The organism is Microbacterium sp. Ru50 (genome assembly GCF_002920555.1).
In the GTDB taxonomy this organism is placed as follows: Bacteria; Actinomycetota; Actinomycetes; order Actinomycetales; family Microbacteriaceae; genus Microbacterium; species Microbacterium arborescens.
Genome location: NZ_PQSV01000001.1, coordinates 1,539,676 through 1,559,030 on the forward strand (window position 1 = coordinate 1,539,676; position 19,355 = coordinate 1,559,030).

The 19,355-nt window shown below is 70.3% G+C and carries 19 protein-coding genes and 1 pseudogene; 3 read left to right on the forward strand and 17 right to left on the reverse strand.

Annotated elements, in window-relative coordinates; genetic code table 11:
- The first annotated feature begins 8 nt into the window (after positions 1-8).
- The gene (locus tag C3481_RS07235; RefSeq protein WP_219817644.1) at positions 9-1,394 is read left to right on the forward strand and encodes an HNH endonuclease signature motif containing protein; all 1,386 of its coding nucleotides are present in this window, start codon (positions 9-11) and stop codon (positions 1,392-1,394) included.
- 49 nt (positions 1,395-1,443) lie between these two features.
- On the opposite strand, the gene C3481_RS07240 is transcribed toward C3481_RS07235, so the two are convergent.
- Together C3481_RS07240 and C3481_RS07245 are read right to left on the reverse strand one after the other, a co-directional pair.
- Positions 1,444-2,373, reverse strand: a complete 930-nt coding sequence (locus tag C3481_RS07240; RefSeq protein WP_258039047.1) for a cytochrome b/b6 domain-containing protein — start codon at positions 2,371-2,373, stop codon at positions 1,444-1,446.
- A 9-nt stretch (positions 2,374-2,382) separates the two neighbouring features.
- Complete coding sequence (locus tag C3481_RS07245; protein WP_103841406.1) at positions 2,383-3,159, reverse strand: enoyl-CoA hydratase-related protein; 777 nt, start codon at positions 3,157-3,159, stop codon at positions 2,383-2,385.
- A 119-nt stretch (positions 3,160-3,278) separates the two neighbouring features.
- Here C3481_RS07245 and C3481_RS07250 point away from each other — a divergent pair, with 119 nt between their 5' ends.
- Positions 3,279-7,070, forward strand: a complete 3,792-nt coding sequence (locus C3481_RS07250; RefSeq protein ID WP_103841409.1) for a choice-of-anchor I family protein — start codon at positions 3,279-3,281, stop codon at positions 7,068-7,070.
- Positions 7,071-7,108: 38 nt separating this feature from the next.
- On the opposite strand, the gene C3481_RS07255 is transcribed toward C3481_RS07250, so the two are convergent.
- The 4 genes from C3481_RS07255 to C3481_RS07270 are packed head-to-tail and all read right to left on the reverse strand — an operon-like array spanning position 7,109 to position 11,446.
- Positions 7,109-8,299 carry a bifunctional 2-methylcitrate synthase/citrate synthase gene (locus C3481_RS07255; RefSeq protein ID WP_103841411.1) on the reverse strand — a complete coding sequence of 397 codons (1,191 nt, stop codon included), beginning with the start codon at positions 8,297-8,299 and terminating at the stop codon, positions 7,109-7,111.
- A gap of 41 nt (positions 8,300-8,340) precedes the next feature.
- A complete protein-coding gene (prpB, locus tag C3481_RS07260) occupies positions 8,341-9,267 on the reverse strand; it encodes a methylisocitrate lyase (protein WP_103841414.1) in 927 nt (308 codons plus the stop codon).
- Positions 9,267-10,787, reverse strand: a complete 1,521-nt coding sequence (locus C3481_RS07265; RefSeq protein ID WP_103841416.1) for an MmgE/PrpD family protein — start codon at positions 10,785-10,787, stop codon at positions 9,267-9,269. The genes prpB and C3481_RS07265 overlap by 1 nt, the downstream gene beginning before the upstream one ends.
- The gene (locus C3481_RS07270) at positions 10,784-11,446 is read right to left on the reverse strand and encodes a GntR family transcriptional regulator (RefSeq protein WP_023952662.1); all 663 of its coding nucleotides are present in this window, start codon (positions 11,444-11,446) and stop codon (positions 10,784-10,786) included. The genes C3481_RS07265 and C3481_RS07270 overlap by 4 nt, the downstream gene beginning before the upstream one ends.
- 107 nt (positions 11,447-11,553) lie before the next feature.
- Between C3481_RS07270 and C3481_RS07275 the strand changes: the two genes are divergently transcribed.
- Positions 11,554-12,084 (forward strand): ribonuclease H, encoded by a 531-nt coding sequence (locus C3481_RS07275; protein ID WP_036304688.1) that lies wholly within the window; start codon positions 11,554-11,556, stop codon positions 12,082-12,084.
- A gap of 7 nt (positions 12,085-12,091) precedes the next feature.
- Here C3481_RS07275 and C3481_RS16755 read toward each other — a convergent pair whose 3' ends face one another.
- The 11 genes and pseudogenes from C3481_RS16755 to C3481_RS07325 form a co-directional block, all read right to left on the reverse strand.
- Complete coding sequence (locus C3481_RS16755; RefSeq protein ID WP_258039048.1) at positions 12,092-12,322, reverse strand: hypothetical protein; 231 nt, start codon at positions 12,320-12,322, stop codon at positions 12,092-12,094.
- Between the two features lie 35 nt (positions 12,323-12,357).
- Positions 12,358-12,705, reverse strand: a pseudogene (locus C3481_RS16865) (hypothetical protein); the annotation flags it as partial.
- Positions 12,706-12,806: 101 nt separating this feature from the next.
- A complete protein-coding gene (locus C3481_RS07285) occupies positions 12,807-13,418 on the reverse strand; it encodes a hypothetical protein (RefSeq protein ID WP_103841419.1) in 612 nt (203 codons plus the stop codon).
- A 45-nt stretch (positions 13,419-13,463) separates the two neighbouring features.
- Positions 13,464-13,835, reverse strand: coding sequence for a hypothetical protein (locus C3481_RS07290; protein ID WP_103841421.1), 372 nt, complete (start codon positions 13,833-13,835; stop codon positions 13,464-13,466).
- Between the two features lie 53 nt (positions 13,836-13,888).
- Positions 13,889-14,797 carry a hypothetical protein gene (locus C3481_RS07295; RefSeq protein ID WP_162815172.1) on the reverse strand — a complete coding sequence of 303 codons (909 nt, stop codon included), beginning with the start codon at positions 14,795-14,797 and terminating at the stop codon, positions 13,889-13,891.
- Entirely contained in the window at positions 14,784-15,632 is an 849-nt protein-coding gene (locus C3481_RS07300) for a hypothetical protein (protein WP_137749882.1), read from the reverse strand. The genes C3481_RS07295 and C3481_RS07300 overlap by 14 nt, the downstream gene beginning before the upstream one ends.
- Entirely contained in the window at positions 15,629-16,204 is a 576-nt protein-coding gene (locus tag C3481_RS07305) for a hypothetical protein (protein WP_023952672.1), read from the reverse strand. Before C3481_RS07305 ends, C3481_RS07300 begins: the two co-directional genes overlap by 4 nt.
- 46 nt (positions 16,205-16,250) lie before the next feature.
- Positions 16,251-17,489, reverse strand: coding sequence for a hypothetical protein (locus C3481_RS07310; RefSeq protein WP_088380682.1), 1,239 nt, complete (start codon positions 17,487-17,489; stop codon positions 16,251-16,253).
- Complete coding sequence (locus C3481_RS07315) at positions 17,486-17,788, reverse strand: hypothetical protein (protein WP_023952676.1); 303 nt, start codon at positions 17,786-17,788, stop codon at positions 17,486-17,488. The genes C3481_RS07310 and C3481_RS07315 overlap by 4 nt, the downstream gene beginning before the upstream one ends.
- A gap of 48 nt (positions 17,789-17,836) precedes the next feature.
- Positions 17,837-18,328, reverse strand: coding sequence for an NUDIX domain-containing protein (locus tag C3481_RS07320; protein WP_103841425.1), 492 nt, complete (start codon positions 18,326-18,328; stop codon positions 17,837-17,839).
- A 12-nt stretch (positions 18,329-18,340) separates the two neighbouring features.
- Positions 18,341-19,354 carry an aldo/keto reductase family protein gene (locus C3481_RS07325; RefSeq protein ID WP_023952680.1) on the reverse strand — a complete coding sequence of 338 codons (1,014 nt, stop codon included), beginning with the start codon at positions 19,352-19,354 and terminating at the stop codon, positions 18,341-18,343.
- Position 19,355 lies beyond the last annotated feature (1 nt).

The window sequence follows — 19,355 nt, forward strand, 5'->3', positions numbered from 1 at the left end:
ATGGGAACATGACAGCGAATGGCCTGGGTGGCGAAGTGGGACGCGAAACCCCCGTGCCATCGCAGGCGCTCGCTTTCTCGCGGTATGCCGAGGCGCTCGAGCTCTCCCACGCCGCCGACGTCGCCCGCACCCGAGCGCTGGCCGATCTGGGCCACGCCGCGCTGCACGACGCGCGCCGTGATGGGGTTCGTGGGATGGCGTCGGACATGGAGCTGCGCTCGGTCGCAGCCGAAGCAGCGGGGATGGCGCGGCTGACGGATCGTCGCCTGCAGGGTGAGATCGACCACGCGATGACGGCCATCGATGACTACCCCGCGGTGTTCGACGCGTGGGTGCAGCGGCGGATCGAACGCGGCCACGTCGATGTGGTCGTGCGGGTCGGCGCGGGGGTGCCGGACGAGGTGCGGTCGGCGTACGCGGAGGCCGCGATCGCTGTGTGTGAGCGGGATGTGCCGTCGCGGGTGCGAGGCACGCTGGAAGCTCTCGCGGCCCGGCTTCACCCGCAGGCGTTCACCGAACGCCACAAGACCGCGGCAGCGGAGCGGTGCGTGCGGGTGTTCCACGGGACGGACGGGATGTCGAACCTCGTCGCGAACCTTCCGACGGTCATCGCCGCGGGGATGCTCGACCGGCTCACGCAGATGGGGCAGTCCGTCAAGGACGCCCGGTCGGCGGGCGCTGGTGGCGCCGGGGCGGGTCGCGAGGATGTTGCCGGGGCGGAGGAGCCCGCCGATACGCGGACGATGGATCAGCTGCGGGCCGACATCCTCGGAGACCTCGTCCTCGGCGGCGCGCCCGTCGTCGACCCCACTTATGGGACCGACCGGGCCGGTGGGCTCGGGGCGATCCGCGCACGCGTGCAAGTCGCCGTCACGGCGGAGACGCTGATGGGCAAGGACGAGAACCCCGCCGAAGCCGTGGGCGCGGGGCTTGTCGATGCCGGCACGGCGCGTGAGCTCGCCGGGCGGGTGTCGGAGTGGGACCGACTCTTCATCGACCCCGTCACCCGCACCCCGGTCGAGATCGACACGTACCGGCCCACCGCGTCGATGAAGAAACTCCTCATGGCCCGTGACCAGCACTGCCGTTTCCCGGGATGCCGCCGTGCCGCGATCCGGTGCGAACTGGATCACACCATCGATCACGCCCTGGGCGGGCACACCCACATCTTCAACCTCGCCCACCTCTGCCAGCGGCATCATTCGATGAAGCAGTTCACGAAGTGGGAGGTCAGGCAGGTCGGCGGTGGAGTCCTGGAATGGACCTCACCCCTCGGTCGGTTGTACCGCGAAGACGTCCCCATACCGGCGGTGTGCTTCACGATCGACACCGCCGATCCGCCACCGGATGCCGGAACCGGCGGACCACCGCAGGATGACGCGGCTCCCTTCTGACGGCGGCCGAGACGGTCAGGGCTGCGACACCGCGCGGCATCCGCGCGCGTCAACGGGTGATGGTCGTGCCGAACAATCGTGCGATCGGTACGAGGACAGCGGGGCGAGCGGCGACGCACGCGCCGACGATGACGCCGAGCGACAGCACGAAGAGCCAGAACCCGGTCCAGTTGTCGGCGTACGCCGCCGGGTCGGCCGACCCTTGCGCGGCATACATGTGATTGAGGTTGCGAAGCGCTCCCGTGGCCAGGACGAGAGCGACATGGGTCACGATGAAGACGACGAAGAAGAGCATCACGAGCACGTGCAGGCGTCGCGCCCACTCGATCGGATACAGACGGTTGAGCCTCCCGTCACCACGCGGCCAGACGGTGCTGAGGCGCGCACCGGTGGCGACCGCGAGCGGAGCAGCGACGAACACCGTCGTGGCGTAGGCGAGCTGCTGCAGGCTGTTGTAGTTGACCCAGCCGTTCTCCGTCGGCCAATCGAGCGACACGTATTGCAACGCCGCCGACACCGCGTTCGGCACGACCTCCCAGCTCGTCGGCACGATGCGCATCCACTGTCCGGTCGCGAAGAGCAGGACGACGAACACGATGCCGTTGCCGATCCAGATGACGTCGAGCGCCTGGTGGAACCAGATCGTGAGGCTCGTCCGGCGCTTCGGCCTGCCCCGCGGCGACCAGAACACCCTCGGACGTTTCTCCTTCCGCGCCTGCAGACCCGTGCGGATGATCAGCACCATCAGGAAGGCGTTGAAGAAGTGCTGCCAGGCGAGCCACGGCGGAATCCCGACCGGCGCCCCCGCCGGCAGCGGGTATGCGCCCGGGTACCGCTCGACGAACCCACGCATCGCATCGAGGCTCAGCGCCCAGCGGGCGAACGCGACGGCTCCCGCGGCCGCGAGCACCAGTGCGACGCCGGCGGCCATGATCACCGTCACCCGCCGGCGTGCGGCGGCCCCGCGTTCGACCAACACCGCGGCGGGTCAGCGGTGGCGGAACTCGGGGGCGCGCTTCTCGGCGAAGGCGGCCATGCCTTCCTTCTGGTCGTCGAGCGCGAACAACGACGCGAAGAGCGTGCGCTCGAGGCGGAGGCCCTCGGCCGCGGTCGTCTCCTGCGAGGCGCGCAACGCCTGCTTGGCGGCATAGGCGACGGGAAGCGAGCGCGATGCGATCCGTTCGGCGACGGCACCGGCTTCCTCGAGCAGCTGCGCCGCCGGAACCACACGAGATACGAGTCCGGCGCGCTCCGCCTCCTCCGCCGGCATCCGACGTCCGGTCAGCACGAGCTCCGCGGCCTTGTAGTAGCCGACGGCGCGCGTCAGCCGCTGCGTCCCGCCGATGCCCGGAATGACGCCGAGATCTATCTCGGGCTGCCCGAACACCGCGGTGTCGGCGGCCAGCACGATGTCGCACATCATCGCCAGCTCGCACCCGCCGCCGAGCGCGAACCCGGCAACCGCCGCGACGACAGGGGTACGCACCCGCGCGAAGTCCTCCAGCGCCGCGAAAGGGTTCTCCATGGACATGTCGCGGGCGCTCTTGCCCGCCATCTCCTTGATGTCCGCACCCGCCGCGAACGCCCGCTCCGAGCCGGTCACGACGATCGCGCCGATCGCCTCGTCGCGGTCGAACGCCATGGCCGCGTCGGCGAGTTCGGCGACGAGCGTCGAGTTCAGGGCGTTCAACGCCTCCGGTCGGTTCAGGGTCAGCCAGCCGACGCGCCCTCGCGTCTCGCTGACGATGGTCGTGTAGTCGCTCATCCCCTCATCGTGCCACGCGCCTCTCCGCGCGTCTCCGATCGGTTGCCGGGCATTCACATGCCGGACACGTGCGAAGAGTACTCACGACCTGCACCCGTTCACCCGACCAGAGGACACCTATGCCTTCGCCTGCCCGGAGCCGCACGGTTCCCCGCACGCTCGCCGTCGTCGCGACGGCCGCACTCACCTGCACGCTGGCGCTGACGCCGCTCACCACGGCATCCGCCGCGATCGTCAGCGAACCGATCACCGACTCCGCTCCCGGTGCCGCACTCGCACTGACGCCGATCGGCACGCACGAGACCGGCGTCTTCGACGAGTCGGCCGCCGAGATCGTGCAGTCGTACCGCGACCGCCTCTACGTCGTCAACGCGCAGGCCGGCTCGGTGACGGTTCTCGACAACAGCGACCCGACCACGCCGGTCGAGCTGTTCACCATCGCCGATGCCGGCACGGCGAACTCCCTCGCGATCCGCGACGACGGTCTCGGCGTCGTGGCCTTCGAGGCCGAGGACAAGACCGCGAACGGGTCACTGGTCTTCTTCGACGCGAACGCCGGCGACGCGGCATCCGCTCGCCTCGGCTCAGTCACCGTCGGCGCCCTGCCCGATATGGTCACGATCTCGAAGGACGGCGCGTACGCGGTCGTCGCGAACGAGGGCGAGCCCGCCGACGACTTCTCGGTCGACCCGGAAGGATCCGTCGGTGTCGTCGCGCTTCCCAAGACCGTCTCGGCTCCCGCGCAGGCGGCCGTGCGCATCGCGGGCTTCGGCGCGTTCGAGCCCGGCGGCTCGAAGACGCTTCCGGCCGGCGTGCGCGTGTTCGGACCGGACGTCGCGGCACCGGACCAGGGAGACAAGCCCCTCGACGCCAACCGTGTCAGCCGCAACCTCGAGCCCGAGTACATCACCGTCGACGGCACGACCGCTTACGCGGCGCTTCAGGAGGCGAACGCGATCGCCGTCGTCGACCTCGCCAAGGCCGAGGTCACCAAGGTCGTCCCGCTCGGGTTCAAGGATCACGGCGCGACCGGCAACGGGCTCGACGCGAGCGACAAGGACGGCGCGATCAACATCGCCACCTACGCCGGCCTGAAGGGCGTCTACATGCCCGACGGCATCCAGTCGTACTCGGCCACGGCGGGCGGCAAGGCCACGACCTACCTCGTCACCGCCAACGAGGGTGACGCCCGCGAGTGGGGCGACTACGCGGAGGCCGTCCGCGTGAAGGACCTCGGCAAGAAGGGGCTCCCGGCCGTCTGCGCCGATTCCCCCCTCGCGGCGCAGCTCGGCGATGCGGCCCTCGGACGCCTGAACGTCACGATCGAGAACGGTCTGCGCGCGGACGGCAGCTGCTACGACGAGCTGCACTCCTTCGGCGGTCGCTCGTTCTCGATCTGGGGCACCGACGGCTCGCTGGTGTTCGACTCCGGCGACCAGTTCGAGCAGATCCTCGCGCGCGTCGTGCCCGAGTACGTCAACTCGAACCACACCGAGGCCAACCTCGAGGGACGCAGCGACGACAAGGGCCCCGAGCCCGAGAACCTGTCGATCGGCACGGTCGGCGGCCGCACGTACGCCTTCATCGGCTTCGAGCGCGTCGGCGGCGTCATCGTCTACGACATCACGGACCCGAAGGCACCGGCCTACGTCACGTACGTCAACAACCGCGACTTCAGCGCCGCCGCCGACGCGCCGGCTGCGGGCGACCTCGGCCCGGAGGGCATCCAGTTCATCCCGGCGCACCGCTCACCCTCGGGACAGGCTCTCCTCGTCGTCGGCAACGAGGTGTCGGGCAGCACGACGGTCTACGGCATCGAGCAGCTCGTCGGCGGCGCGCCGGTGACGCAGCCCGACATCCGCATCCTGACGATCAACGACTTCCACGGCCGTCTCGTGCCGGAGTCGAACGGCGTGGCGGGCGCCGCGGTGCTGGCGGGGGCCGTGGAGTCGTTCCGTCGGCAGAACCCGAACACGCTGTTCGTCTCGGCGGGCGACAACATCGGCGCATCGGCATTCGAATCGTTCATCGACGCCGATAGCCCGACGATCGACGCCCTGCGCACCGCGGGACTCGACGCGAGCGCGGTGGGCAATCACGAGTTCGACCGCGGGTTCGCCGACCTCACCGACCGCGTCATCCCCCGCTACGAGGGCGACGCGGATGCCGACGCGTTCAGCGACCTCGCACTCGGCGCGAACGTCTTCGTGAAGGGCACCGATGAGCACGCCCTCAAGCCCTACACGATCAGGGAGGTCGACGGCACGAAGGTCGCCTTCGTCGGCACCGTGACCGAGCAGACCGCGGGCATGGTGAGCCCGCAGGGCATCGCGGGCATCGAGTTCCGCGACCAGGTCGCATCGGCCAACGATGCCGCGTCCGCGGCGGTCGACGACGGCGCCGATGTCGTGGTTCTCCTCGCTCACGAGGGATCCGCCGGCTCGGACTGCGCCGCGATCGCGACCGAGACCGGCGACTTCGGCGACCTCGTCCGCGGCGCGTCCGACGACATCGACGCGATCGTCTCCGCTCACACGCACCAGAGGTACGCGTGCGAGATCGGCGGCCGCCCGGTGATCCAGGCTCACCAGTACGGCACGACGCTGGGCTCGCTCGACATCGAGCTCACGGATGCCGGCGACCTCGCGTCGATCACCCCCGGTACCGTGTCGCTGTACGACACGACCGTCGGCCAGTACATCGCCTACCCCGACACCGAGACGGCCCAGGTCGTCGCGAACGCGGTGCGCATCGCGGACGAGAAGGGCCGCGTGCAGGTCGGCTCGATCACCGCCGACATCCTGCGCGGCAAGACCGCGTCGGGCTCGGAGGACCGCGGCGTGCACTCGACGCTCGGCAACACCGTCGCCGACGTCTACCTGTGGGCCACGTCGCAGAACCCCGCCTACGGCGGGCGCGACGCCGAGGTGGCGTTCATGAACCCGGGCGGCCTGCGCGCCGACCTGATGTTCGGCGACGACAACGGCGCTGTGTCATACCGCGAGGTCGCCAACGTCCAGCCGTTCGCGAACACCCTGGTCACGCTCGAGCTCACCCCGGCACAGATCAAGCAGGTGCTCGAGGAGCAGTGGCAGCCGGCAGGAGCGTCGCGCCCCAAGCTCGCGATGGGCGTGTCGAAGGGCTTCACGTTCGAATACGACCCCGAGGCGACGCGTGGCTCGCACATCCGCTCGATGCAGCTGAACGGTGAGCAGCTCGCGCTCGACGACGCCACCACGAAGATCCGCGTCGTCACCAACTCGTTCCTCGCGGGCGGCGGCGACAACTTCGGCACCTTCGCGACGGGCACCGGCACGGCGGATTCGGGCCAGGTCGACCTGCAGGCGACCGTGGAGTTCTTCGCCGCCGTGGGCCCGGTCTCACCGGCGCCGGCGAACCGTGCCTACCTCGCCGGCGAGCAGCCGCCGGTCGAGCAGCCCGGCTTCCCCGGCCCCGGTGCCCCCGGCGGCGAACCGGGCGAGCCCGGCGAGCCCACCGAGCCCGCCGAGCCCGCACAGCCGTGGGCGACCGTCGAGCTCGGCAGCGGCACCGTCGCGCAGGGCGGCACGCTCGCGGTGACGGTGACGGGCCTCGAGCCGGGGCAGCGGGTCGCCGCGACGCTGTTCAGCGAGCCGATCGTCGTCAGCGGCATCCCCGCAGCCGACGCCTCCGGCCGCACGGCGTTCTCGATCGCGATCCCGCGGGACTTCGAGGTCGGCGCGCACCGCCTCGTCGTGACGTCGGGCTCGCTCGCGCCGATCGAGGTCGGCGTGACGGTGACGGCCGCCGCGCCTGCGGGCACGATCGCCGTCACCGGCGGGACCGCCCCGATCGGGTTCGCGGTGGCGGGCGTCCTCGCCCTCGCGCTCGGTGGCCTGCTGGTCGCCGCGCGTCGCCGCCGAGCCGCCTGACCGGCCCGAATAGGCCCGGGCCAGCCCCGAGGAAGTCGTCAGCCGGCGGCTTCCTCGGGGCGCTCTGCTGCCTCGACCTCGGCCTCGTCCGCGACGTATCCGTCGACGTGCCGCTCGGCGGGGCCGTCGTACGCCGACAGCGGGCGGATGAGCGCGTTGGCGGCGTACTGCTCCATGATGTGCGCCGTCCAGCCGACCACCCGGGCCGCGACGAACAGCGGCGTGAAGGTGACGGTGTCGAACCCCATGAGGTTGTACGCCGGCCCCGACGGGTAGTCGAGGTTCGGGTAGATGCCCTTGCGGCCGGTGAACTCGCGCTCGAGGGCGTCGTAGAGCTCCGCGACATCCGGGCGGTCGTAGTGGGCGACCAGCGCGTCCAGCGCCGCTTTCATCGTCGGCACCCGCGAATCGCCGCGCTTGTAGACGCGGTGACCGAACCCCATGATCTTGCGCTTCTCGGCGAGCGCCCGGTCGAGCCAGGCCTCGACGGCGGCGGCATCCCCGATCTCGTCGAAGACGTGCATCACGGCCTCGTTGGCGCCGCCGTGCAGCGGCCCCTTCAGCGCCCCGATCGCGCCCACCACCGCGGAGTACAGGTCGCTGAGCGTCGACGCGATGACCCGCGCCGTGAAGGTCGAGGCGTTGAATGAGTGCTCGGCATAGAGGATCAGCGACCGGTTGAACGCGTCGACCACGACCGGATCGGGCTCCTCACCGAAGGTCATCCACAGGAAGTTCGCCGCGTCGTCGAGGTCGTCGCGCGGCTCGACGATGTCGAGCCCCCGACGGCGACGCTGCCCGTAGGCGACGACCGCGGGCAGCACCGCGAACAGGCGCAGGCTTCGCTCGCGGTTGCGCTCGGGCGTCCCCACCGCCTCGAGAACGGATGCCGCGCCGGCGGTGTCGAGAGCGCCGAGGACGCTCACGGCGGTCCGCACCTCGTCCATCGGGTGCGCGTCCACCGGCATCCGGTCGATCGCCTCACGCAGCTCCGGCGGCAGCGCACGGTGCGGCCGAGCCCGTCGGCGCTGCTCGGCGAGCTGGTCGCCGGTCGGCAGCTCGCCGTGCCACAGCAGATGCGCCACGGCATCGACCGGCTGGGTCGCCGCGAGCTCCTGCACCGGGTACCCCCGGTAGAGCAGCGAGTTCGTCTCCGGATTCACCTTCGAGATCGCCGTCACATCGGCGACGACCCCCACGAGCCCCTTGCGGATGTCTTGCTCGGTCATGTTCTGTTCCCTCTCCGTCGAGTAGCCAGAATCTGCGGGTCTCAGCCCCGGTCGATCGACTCATTCTGGCGAGTGGACAGGGTGAAGTCGAAGACCGACGAGTCGAATCGCGTGTAGCCCTCGTAGTCGACGAGGTCGTACAGGTCGGCGCGGTGCTGCATCTCGCCGAGCTTCGCGGTCAGGTTCCCGGCCGTCGTGAGCTCGTCGAGCGCGCGGCCCGCCGCACCCATCGCGATGCGCAGCAGCGAGACCGGCCAGATGACGATCCGCACGCCCGCGTCGCGCAGCTGGTCCACCGTGAACAGCTCCGACTTCCCGAACTCGGTCATATTCGCGAGGATCGGCACGTCGACGGCCGACGCCATCGCCTCGAACTCCGCGAGGTCGCGCATCGCCTCGGGGAAGATCGCGTCGGCCCCGGCGTCGACGAGCGCGCGGGCGCGGTCGACAGCCGCATCCATCCCCTCGATCGCCCGCACGTCGGTGCGCGCCATGATGAGGAAGTTCGCGTCGCGCCGGGCATCGACGGCAGCCCGGATGCGGCCCACCGCCGTGTTCTCGTCGACGACGCTCTTCCCGTCGAGATGCCCGCATCGCTTGGGGTTGACCTGGTCCTCGATGTGGCATCCCGCGAGCCCGGCATCCTCGAGCGTCTGAATCGTACGGGCGACGTTCATCGGCTCGCCGAACCCCGTGTCGGCGTCGATGATCGCCGGAAGCTCGGTCATCCGCGCGATCTGCTGTCCGCGTCCGGCGACCTCGCTGAGCGTGGTGAGACCGACGTCGGGGAGCCCGAGGTCTGCCGCGATGACCGCGCCCGAGACGTACACGCCGTCGAAGCCGTGCTGCTCGATGAGCCGGGCCGAGAGCGGGTTGAATGCTCCCGGGAAGCGCAGCGTCTCACCGCTCACGAGTCGTTCCCGCAGCGCGCGGCGCTTGTCGGCCGCCGTGGTTTGCGAATACAGCATCAGAACAGCCCCCGCGGGTTCGGTGCCGACGCGATGACTCCCTCGCGCGCGACGATGTTCAGTTCGCGCACCTCGTCAGCCGTGAGCTCGGGCAGGCGCTGGGCGAGGTCGAGGAAGCGCTCGATCTCGGCCGGTTCGAGCACGGGCTCGGCGAGGATCCGGAACTTGCGGATGTAGTCCTCGCGGGCGAACGGCCGGGCCCCGAGCGGGTGGGCGTCGGCGACGGCGATCTCGTCGACGATCGTCGAGCCGTCGGCCATCCGGATCTCGACGCGCCCGCCGAAGGCCTTCTCGGCCGGATCCTCCGAGTGGTAGCGCCGGGTCCACTCGGCATCCTCGGCCGTCGTGATCCGCCGCCACAGGGCGATCGTGTCGGGGCGGGCCGCGCGCTCGGGCGTATACGAGTCGACGTGGTGCCACCCGCCGTCCTGCAGCGCGACCGCGAAGATGTACGGGATGGAGTGGTCGAGCGTCTCGCGCGACGCGGTCGGGTCGTACTTCTGCGGGTCGTTCGCGCCCGAGCCGATGACGTAGTGCGTGTGGTGGCTCGTGTGCAGGACGATGCTCTCGACGTTCGTCGGGTCGCGCAGCTCGGGGTGCTCGCCGTGGAGCTTGCGGGCGAGGTCGATCCACGCCTGCGCCTGGTACTCGGCCGAGTGCTCCTTCGTGTACGAGTCGAGGATGCCGCGCTTGGCCTCCCCCGGCGCCGGCAGCGGCACGGTGTAGGCGGCGTCCGGTCCGTCGAGCAGCCACGCGATGACGCCGTCCTCGCCCTCGTAGATCGGGTTCGGGCTCGTCTCGCCGCGCATCGCGCGGTCGACGGCCTCGACCGCGAGCTTGCCGGCGAACGCGGGCGCGTGCGCCTTCCAGGTCGAGATCTCGCCCTTGCGCGACTGGCGGGTCGCCGTCGTCGTGTGCAGCGCCTGGCCGACCGCCTGGTAGATCGTCGGGGTGTCGAGCCCGAGCAGCGTGCCGATGCCGGCGGCGGCCGAAGGCCCGAGGTGGGCGACGTGGTCGATCTTGTGCTTGTGCAGGCAGATGGCCCGCACGAGGTCGATCTGGATCTCGTACCCGGTCGCGAGGCCCCGCACGAGCGCCGCGCCGCCGGCACCGACGTGCTGAGCGACCGCGAGGATCGGCGGGATGTTGTCGCCGGGGTGCGAGTAGTCGGCGGCGAGGAAGGTGTCGTGGTAATCGAGCTCGCGCACCGCGACGCCGTTCCCCCACGCGGCCCACTCGGGGCTCGTGCGGTCGGTCACGCCGAACACGCTCGCCCCCGCGCCGCCCCGCGAGACCGGGTGGTCGAGCGCCTGCGCGCGGGCCGAGCTGACGGGCGCCCGGGTGAGGGATGCCGCTGCCACGGCGGCGTTGTCGATGATGCGGTTCACGATCATGTCGACGACCTCGGGCTCGACCTCGACGGGGTCGACGGCGACCTCCGCGATCTTCCAGGCGAGCTGGTCCTCGCGTGCGAGCTCCTCGTCGCTGCGGTGGACGCGGACGTGATGGCTGACGGTCATGCGGATGCCTCCAGGGAGTCGAGGATGCTGGTCAGGGCGTTGTGCAGGTGGACATGGGTCGCGTGGGCCGCGAGGTCGGCGTCGCGGGCGGCGATCGCGCTCGCGATGAGCCGGTGCTCCCCGATCGACGCGGCGAGCCGCGCGGGGTTGTCGCGCGCGAGGCGCCGGACCCGCACGAGGTGAGCGCGAACCTTCGTGAGCGCCGACGTCAGGTAGGCATTGCCGGCCGCGTCGTCGAGGGCGGCGTCGAAGCGTGCGATGAGCGCGTAGTACGCGTCCGGGTCGCCCGCGGCTGGCGCCTCAGGCTGCGCCGTGCGCTCGAACGCCGCGGCGAGTTCGGCGAACAGCGCGGCGTCGCCCCGGGATGCCGCGAGCCGTGCGGCGGTCTCTTCCAGCGCACGCCGCACCTCGAAGAGCGATCGGATGTCGTCGCGATCGATGTCGGCGACGACCGTCACCCGCGGCGAGGCCTGACGCACGAGGCCGTCGGCCGCGAGCCGCCGCAGGGCCTCGCGCAGCGGCGTGCGGCTGACGCCCAGCCGGGTCGCCTGCTCCACCTCGCCGAGCACCGCGCCGGGCGCGAGGTCGCCGTTCTGGATCTCGGTCAGCAGAGCGGCGTACGCGCGCTCTCCCGCTCGTGCTCCACCCTCGGCCGCCATGCGGCGATTGTATACACAAGAGCACGCAAACGGGCCCATATCACCGGAATCCAACGTGAACGTATACAGAAATCGCATCAGGCCGGGCCCCGGGTACCCTTGCCCGAGTGAGTTCCGACCGATACACCGTGGCCACCGACGGCGCCTGCAAGGGCAATCCCGGACCGACCGGCTGGGCCTGGGTCGGCGAGGACGGCCACTGGGCCGCCGGAGCCATCCCGCAGGGCACGAACAACATCGGCGAACTCCTCGGTCTGCTCAAGGCGATCGAGGACCACCCCGACGTCCGCGAGCTCGTCGTCCAGGCCGATTCCAAGTACGCGATCGACACGTACGCATCGTGGATGGACGGCCATCGCCGCCGTGGCTGGAAGACCTCGACCGGCGCGCCGACGAAGAACCGCGACATCCTCGAGCAGCTCATCGCCGCCCGCGACGCCCGCCGTGCGCGCGGCCTGCCCGACGTCATCCTCGAGCACGTCCGGGGACACCGCGGCCACGTCCTGAACGAGTGGGCCGACGAGCGAGCCGTGCGCGGCGCCGAGCACGCTGCGAAGGGCACCGCCAGTGCCTGGTCATCGCTCGGCGGGCTGCACGAGAAGCTGGACGTCTCGGAGGCGCCGAAGAAGAAGCGCTGACCCTGAGTCACAGCTTGTCGGCGAGGGCGCGGGGCAGCCAGACCCGGGGGTCCGCGAAGTCGCTGATGATCACGCCACCGGCGGGAACCGCATCGTCGTAGCGCGCCAGATCGAGACCGTGGGGCGAGACGGGCGCCTCGGCGAACGCCGCAGTGCGGATCCGCACGATCGCGGCCGCAAGCTCAGGGCCCAGCCGGTCGGCGGTCTGCCGCTGGAGGTCGGCCGCTCGGTCCTGCACCGTGGCCAGCGCGGCCAGAGCGACGAGCGCCGCCGACGCGACGATGGCGCCGCGACGACGGCGCCGCGACCGAGCGTGAGCGCTGCCGCGCCGACGAGTGTCATCGCAACCAGGACGGCAGCGGCGACACTCACCGCGACGACGACCCCCTCCAGGTTCTCCGCGGGAACACGGAAGCCCGTGGACATGACGAGCGCCAGGGCGGCGCAGATCGCAGCCAACACCAGCACCCACCCGATCCACCCGACGCCCGGCGCCCGACCGCCGTAGCGGCGGCGCAGCTCGGCGCGGGCCGACTTGTTGCCTTCCTCGCCGATCGCGCGAGCGGCGTGCCAGATCTCCACAGCGTGCGCCCGCTGACCGGCGGCGTCGAATACCAGCATCTCCGCGTCGCGCGGGTGGAATGACCGCGAACCGAGGCTTCCGCGTACGTTGCGACGCGCGGCTTCGGATGCGACTCTGATCGACTCTTCGTCCGTCACCGTCAGGCGCGCTTCCTCCAGCGCACGCTCGCAACGATCGCGTCGCAGACGAGCTCCATCGCATCGATGCCGTCGTCGGGGATCTCGGTGCCGTCCACACGCTGGAGGATCGTCGATCGGAAGACGAGCGCTCGCTTCTGCTCGTCGGGCACGCGGATGAGATAGCCGTGACCTGCAGTGCGCACCTCCGCACCCTCGATCGTGGAGGTCTTCGCCGCAGACCACTTCAGGATCGTCCCGCGCTCGTCGAGCGGCCGTGCCCGGTAGCGCTGCACCATCGTCGCCCCCAGATCGGATGCCGTTGCACCCGCGGGTGCGATGAGCCACGAGGCGACGAGCGAGACCGGGATCGCGTCGTCCTCGCCGGCCTGCGACGGCGAGAAGACCCGGATGACATCGGCACGCGTCGCCTCGGCACGGGCCGAAGCCACCGTCTCGCGCAGCGCCGCCAGCACCGCACCTCGGGAAGCGACCGGGAGCGCCGCGACGGCAGCGTCGACACGCTCATCCACCGATGCGAAGTCGGGCGTGTGAGCCTCCCAGCCGGTGGGCAGGAGCACCGCGAACGACGGCTCGCTCACGGTCTCACCGATCAGCTCCGCGCGCAGCGACATGGGGTTTCCTTCCGTCGGGGGTGCCAGCCTATCGAGCCGGCTGTGTCAGATCGCATCGCGCATCACCTCGGGGATCCACGAGGCCAGCAGAGCGTCGATGATCACGCCGCCGGCCGGCACGTGCGGATCGATGGGCTCGAGCGCGATGCCCTCCGCGGCGAGTGCAGCGAGCGTCGCGGTACGCAGCTCGACGATGCGGCGCGCACGCTCGGGCCCGAGCGCGACGACGAACCCGACGACCCCGACGACAGCCGCGACGATCACCACCGACGTCGAGTGTCCGGCATCCCGGCTCATCGTGAAGCCGGCCGCCACGAGAAGCCCGACGGTCGCCGTCGCCATGTCGTCGGGTTCGAAGCGCGCACCGCGGCCGAGAGCGGCGGCCACGGCCGCGCACAGCGCTCCCACGAACAGCACGGCGAGCGGCCACCCGCCCGGGTGCCTCGCACCGTGGCGGGCACCGGTGAGGACTAGCGGGCCGGCCGCTTCCGCGTCTTGGCGAGCGCAGCCGGAAGCCAGCGATCGGGGTCGGTCTTTGCGGCGATGAGCGCCGAACCGACCGGGGCGGACGGGTCGAATGCGGCAAGAGCGGCATTGCGCTTGCCGAGGTCGGCGAACAGCGCCGTGCGGACGCGCAGGATCACGGCAGCGGCGCCTGGATCGAGTTCGGCATTCAGCCGTTGCTGCGCTTCGCGCGCCCCCGCCTCCACCTCGTCGATGGCGCTCAGATAGGCGCGCTCGACGCAGAGGTCGATCTCTTCGGTCGCCTCGGCGTCGCGCCGGCGCACGGCGACGATGACGAGGCCCACGATGACCGTGACGATCAGGCACACGAGTTGCGCCGTAGCCGGCCAGACGAGCCCATGGGAGAAGCTCAGCGCCACCGCGGCCGCCAGGGCGACGCAGGTCACGAGCTGCATGCGCAGGACGAACCGGTTCAGCGGTCGCAGCCTCGAGGCCGCGAGTGAGATCGCGTTCGCGAGGGCGCCGACCACGGCGAGGATGGTGGCCACGATCGCCACGTCAGCCGGATCGGACCGGATGCCCGACGCGAAGGCGGCCGCCAGCACGCTCGCCACGACGGAGAGGAACATCGCGAAACCGATCCAGCCGCGCTCGGGATTACGCGCGCCGAAATCGCGGACGAGTCCGCTCTTGGCCCGCCGCACCGCTTCGGAGCCGAGGTCGCGAACCGCGTCCGACGCGCAATCGGCCACGGCCCGTTGGCCGGCGACATCGAACACGTTGACCTCGGCCATGCCGGGTGTGAACTGCGGGAGGGCCATGGCCGACTCGACGCGGGGCTTGGCGCGCGCGACCAGCGTCTCGACCTGCTCGTCCGACACCGCGTTCACGTCAGCGCAGTCAGATCTCGTCATTCATGACGTCCGGAACCCAGGCGGCGAGCATGGCATCGATGATCACTCCGCCCGCGGGAGTCCGGGAATCGACGGGCTCGATCAGGATGCCTTGCGCCGAGAGCCCCTCGAGCGTCGCGGTCCGCAGCTCCACGATTCGGCGTGCACGCTCGGGCGGCAGGGCGGCCGAGACCTCGGAGCGCAGCCGCAGCGATACCGCCTCCACCTCGGGCAGCGTCTCGGCAAGCCCAACGTTCGCCGCGGTGTCGACAGCCTCGGTGTCTGCGGCGTTGCGCGCCCGGGCAACGAGCACGATGACGAATCCAACGACCCCGACGAAAGCAGCGATGAGCACAGCCGGCGTCAGCGGACCGGAGTCCCGGCTCATCGCGAAAGCCGCTGTTGCGAGGAGGCCGACTGTGACAACACCATGTATGCGGATGACTGCGCGGTTGAGGGCGCGCCCGCGGGCCGCGACCATGACGACGACGCAGGTCGCGGCCGCGACACCTGCGAGCACGACGGTGACGGTCGCCGTGTCTTCCGGGTCGAACCGGACGCCGCTGGCGAGGGCGGCCGCCACCGCCGCGCACAGCGCACCGACGAACAGCACCGTGAGCGGCCACCCGCCCGGGTGTCTCGCGCCGTGCCGTTCGCGCAGACGACGTCGCATCGCGCGACGAGCCTCCTCCGCCGCCTCGCGAGCTTCGTGCCACACTCTTAGCGCGAGCTCGCGCTCGCCAACGGCGCTGAAAGCCGCGAGTTCGACGATGTGCGGTTCCACGTTCCGGGGCAGTGCCGGCGCGATCTCCGCGCGCACGGCGGCGAGCTGCGCCATCAGCTGCGTATCTGTCATACCTCAGACCTTTCGGATACGTCGATAGTCGAGAGCGCGCGCTGCGCCAGCACCTGAGCCGCAGCCGCCGCAAGGGGTGCGAGCGGCGAGAGTGCAGCGACGACACAGCGACCATCGACGTCCAAGACGTATGCCGTCGACACGGTCTGCGGCAGGGCGACGCCATCGTCGTCGCGCTGAACCGGGTCCAGCACGGTCGCACGCCACCCACGGGCGGTGCCGAGATCCACCGCTAACATCTCCGCGCCCCAAGGCGAAGGGAGCAGCGCTTCGGCGACATCGCGCGCTTCCTCCGCATTCGAGGGCGCGGGGGCACCGGCGACCCCGAGCACCCCCAGCATTCCGTAGATCCCCGACGATGGCACGGTGAGCAGCAGCGCGAGGCTGAGCTCGCTGCCGAGCGTTGCATAGAGCGCAAGCCGGGCGGCGTCCTCGACATGTCTAGCAGTATCTGCCGGGGCGCTGGCCACCCGGGCGGCGATCCAATTGTTTACCTCCGCGTGAGCGTGGGGCACGGGACTCCAGATCGCGGGGTCAGCGCGCAGGACTATCTCGGAAACATGCGATGACATGTCAGCCTCCCCCGGCGGACGACCGAACGCGGTACAGCTGCCGAGCTTATCGCGCGAGCGAGGTGAGACGTTCGCTACCATCCTTGGCGATCCCGATGACGTCGAGCATCACGTCGATAGAGCCGCCGAGAGCCTCCGGCAGGTTTGTCGGGTTGCCAGCGAGGGCGTTCCACCCAGCCCTCCACCCGCCGACCCAGCGATTGCCCTGCGCGAGGTAGGCGGGCATGTTCACGACCCGCATGAGATTCTGCGAGTTCAGGCCGTGCACGGTGAATAGATCGGGGATGCGTCTGGTGAGGAACTGGTTCAGTGACGTATGGAGGTCGGCGAACTCGCTCCCGCCGAGACGAAATGCACCGCTGAGCCGCGGGAACCGGGCGCCTGCCCCCGCGAATTGAGCGAGGTCCCCCAGCTTGGCGAGCTTGCCGAAGGGGATGATGCCGACGGCGGCGAGTGCGACGCTCTGCCAGTCACCGCGCCCGGCGTTCAGCTTGGCGATCTCGCCGAGAAGGCTCAGCACTCCAGCCACTGCGGCCAGCACACCGGCAAGCAATGCAAGTGGGCCGGTCACGAGGAAAGCGACCACGAGCAAGATCACGCCGACGACGAGCAGAACGTCGAGCATGGCCTCGACGAACGGCATCGAGTTGTCCCAGAAGCTGTCGGACACGCCGTCGGCGTTCGTGCGCTCGAGGCTGTTGACGGCCGTGTCGTAGGCCGACTCCCATGTCTCGACAGGCGCGTCGTAGGTTCCCCAGTAGGCCTCCCACGACGACACCGCGGCATCGAACGCTGCCTGCGCGCCGGCGGTGCTGGGCCGCGTGCCGGTCTGCTCGACGTCGGGATGCAGGCGTTCCTGGGTGTCGAACTCGTGCTGGTCGGACTCCGCACCGCTCAGGGCGCGCGATGCCTCGTTGACCTCGGGCCACGTCCGGTTCGCTCCGTCGACCCGCCAGTCGCTGTCGGCCTGGACGGTGCTGAGCGCGGTCGCATACGCCGCCAGCGCGGTGCCACTGGGGCGGTACCGGCGAGCCGCCGTCTGCAGGTCTTCGTAGACCTCCTTCGCCTGCTCGCGGACCGCCTCGAACGACTCTCCGCGGCCCACGGTGCCGTCGGCGAACCGCTCAAGGGTCGCCGCCGCACGAGCCATCTTGTCGCCGAGCGACTCGATGTCGGCCGCCCGTGCGCTGATCGCACCGGGATCACCCTCGATCTTGCGCACCCGCCGACGACCCGGCGTCGACGGCATCTCCTCGCGGGAGTAGATGAACGAGTTCTCGGTCATTCGGCGGACTCCATGCTCTGCGCGAGTTCCAGATCGGCCTGCTCCCAGCCCTCGCGGGCGTCGTCGAGGCGCTTCTTCATCTCTTCGAGGTTGCGACGCTGGGTCTCGCGCTTGTCGTCCCACTCGGACTCGAAGTCCTCGGCGGCACGGGCGAGACGACTGTCGCCCTGGGGGTTGCCGATCGCACCCACCAGGTCACCGGTGCGCGAGCCGGCGTCCTCGAACTCGGCGATGATGTCGCTCAGCGCATCGCTGAGCGCCTGCATCGAGTCGAGCGGAATGTCTACGCCGTCGGCCATTGCGGTCCCCCCAGGTTGTCGTGGAACAGCATAGGAACACTCGGGCGGTCACGGCGATGGGGAGTTCTCCCCATCCAGGAGTTGGTCGAGCCGGTCGAGGGCCGGTCGCTGACCCTTCACGAGCAGCTCGCGGGCGCGGCCGAGGTCGACCCACTCGACGCGGTCGACCTCCGGAAAGGATGCCGTACGCCCTGACCGCTGCGGCCACTCCATCTCGAACTCCCCGAAAACCGCATCCGAGACGTCGAGATCGGCGCCGTCGACGACGAACACCGTGATGCGCTTGCCCGACGAGTACGAGAAGGTGCCCAGCTCGGCGTACTCGCCCTCGGGCGGTTCGAGCCCGAGCTCTTCGCGGAACTCGCGGCGGGCCGCGTCCAGCGCCGCCTCGCGGTCGGGGTCGTACTCGCCCTTGACGATCGACCAGGCTCCGGCATCCTTGGCCGACCAGAACGGCCCGCCCATGTGTGCGACGAGCGCCGACACCGTGCCGTCCGCAGCAATGCGGTAGGGCAGGATGCCGGCGCTCGTCGTGACCACGATCAGCCCGGATCAGGCCGGGCGCGTCTTCGGCGAGACGTTGTCGGTCTCGGCCGGGTCGGTCACCGCGACGCCGGCGAGGGCGTCGTTGATCGCGTCGTACGCCGACTGCTCGAGCTTGACGCCCGAGGCCTTGACGGTGTCCTCGAGCTGCTCCGGGCGCGAGGCGCCGACGAGCGCCGCCGCGATGTTCTCGTTGTGGAGCACCCAGGCGAGCGAGAGCTGCGCGACGGTGAGGCCCGCCTCGTCGGCGATCGGCTTCAGCTTCTGGACGGCCGTGAGCACCTCGTCGTTCAAGAAGCGCTTGATGAAGTTCGCGCCGCTCTTCTCGTCGGTCGCGCGCGACCCCTCGGGCACGGGCTGACCGGGCTGGTACTTGCCGGTCAGGACGCCCTGCGCGAGCGGCGACCAGACGATCTGCGAGATGCCGAGCTCCTGGGAGGTGGGGATGACCTTGCCCTCGATGACGCGCCACAGCGCCGAGTACTGCGGCTGGTTCGACACGAGCTGGAAACCGAGCTGCTTCGCCAGGGCGTGCCCCTCGCGCAGCTGCTCGGCGGTCCACTCGCTGACGCCAATGTAGAGCGCCTTGCCCTGGCGGACGATGTCGGCGAAGGCCTGCATCGTCTCTTCCAGCGGCGTCTCGTAGTCGTACCGGTGCGCCTGGTAGAGGTCGACGTAGTCGACGCCGAGACGGCGGAGCGATCCGTTGATGCTGTCGAAGATGTGCTTGCGCGAAAGCCCCTGATCGTTCGGGCCCTTGCGGCCGGTCGGCCAGTACACCTTGGTGAAGATCTCGAGCGTCTCGCGGGGCTGGCCCTTCAGCGCATCGCCGAGGACGACCTCCGCTGCCGTGTTCGCGTAAGCGTCCGCGGTGTCGAACGAGGTGATGCCGAGGTCCAGCGCCTTGTGGACGGTCGCGATGGCCGCGTCGTTCTCCACCTGCGACGCATGCGTCACCCAGTTTCCGTACGTGATCTCCGAGACCTTGAATCCACTGTTGCCGAGGTAGCGATACTCAACCATG

Coding starts and splice junctions, on each gene's coding strand:
- C3481_RS07265 (WP_103841416.1), bottom strand. CDS start 10,787: ATGACCGTCAGCCATCACGTCCGCGTCCACCGCAGCGACGAGGAGCTC.
- C3481_RS07325 (WP_023952680.1), bottom strand. CDS start 19,354: ATGGTTGAGTATCGCTACCTCGGCAACAGTGGATTCAAGGTCTCGGAG.
- C3481_RS07255 (WP_103841411.1), bottom strand. CDS start 8,299: ATGACCGAGCAAGACATCCGCAAGGGGCTCGTGGGGGTCGTCGCCGAT.
- C3481_RS07250 (WP_103841409.1), top strand. CDS start 3,279: ATGCCTTCGCCTGCCCGGAGCCGCACGGTTCCCCGCACGCTCGCCGTC.
- C3481_RS07305 (WP_023952672.1), bottom strand. CDS start 16,204: ATGTCATCGCATGTTTCCGAGATAGTCCTGCGCGCTGACCCCGCGATC.
- C3481_RS07315 (WP_023952676.1), bottom strand. CDS start 17,788: ATGGCCGACGGCGTAGACATTCCGCTCGACTCGATGCAGGCGCTCAGC.
- C3481_RS07285 (WP_103841419.1), bottom strand. CDS start 13,418: ATGTCGCTGCGCGCGGAGCTGATCGGTGAGACCGTGAGCGAGCCGTCG.
- C3481_RS07245 (WP_103841406.1), bottom strand. CDS start 3,159: ATGAGCGACTACACGACCATCGTCAGCGAGACGCGAGGGCGCGTCGGC.
- C3481_RS07235 (WP_219817644.1), top strand. CDS start 9: ATGACAGCGAATGGCCTGGGTGGCGAAGTGGGACGCGAAACCCCCGTG.
- C3481_RS07270 (WP_023952662.1), bottom strand. CDS start 11,446: ATGGCGGCCGAGGGTGGAGCACGAGCGGGAGAGCGCGCGTACGCCGCT.
- C3481_RS07310 (WP_088380682.1), bottom strand. CDS start 17,489: ATGACCGAGAACTCGTTCATCTACTCCCGCGAGGAGATGCCGTCGACG.
- C3481_RS07300 (WP_137749882.1), bottom strand. CDS start 15,632: ATGACAGATACGCAGCTGATGGCGCAGCTCGCCGCCGTGCGCGCGGAG.
- prpB (WP_103841414.1), bottom strand. CDS start 9,267: ATGCTGTATTCGCAAACCACGGCGGCCGACAAGCGCCGCGCGCTGCGG.
- C3481_RS07295 (WP_162815172.1), bottom strand. CDS start 14,797: ATGACGAGATCTGACTGCGCTGACGTGAACGCGGTGTCGGACGAGCAG.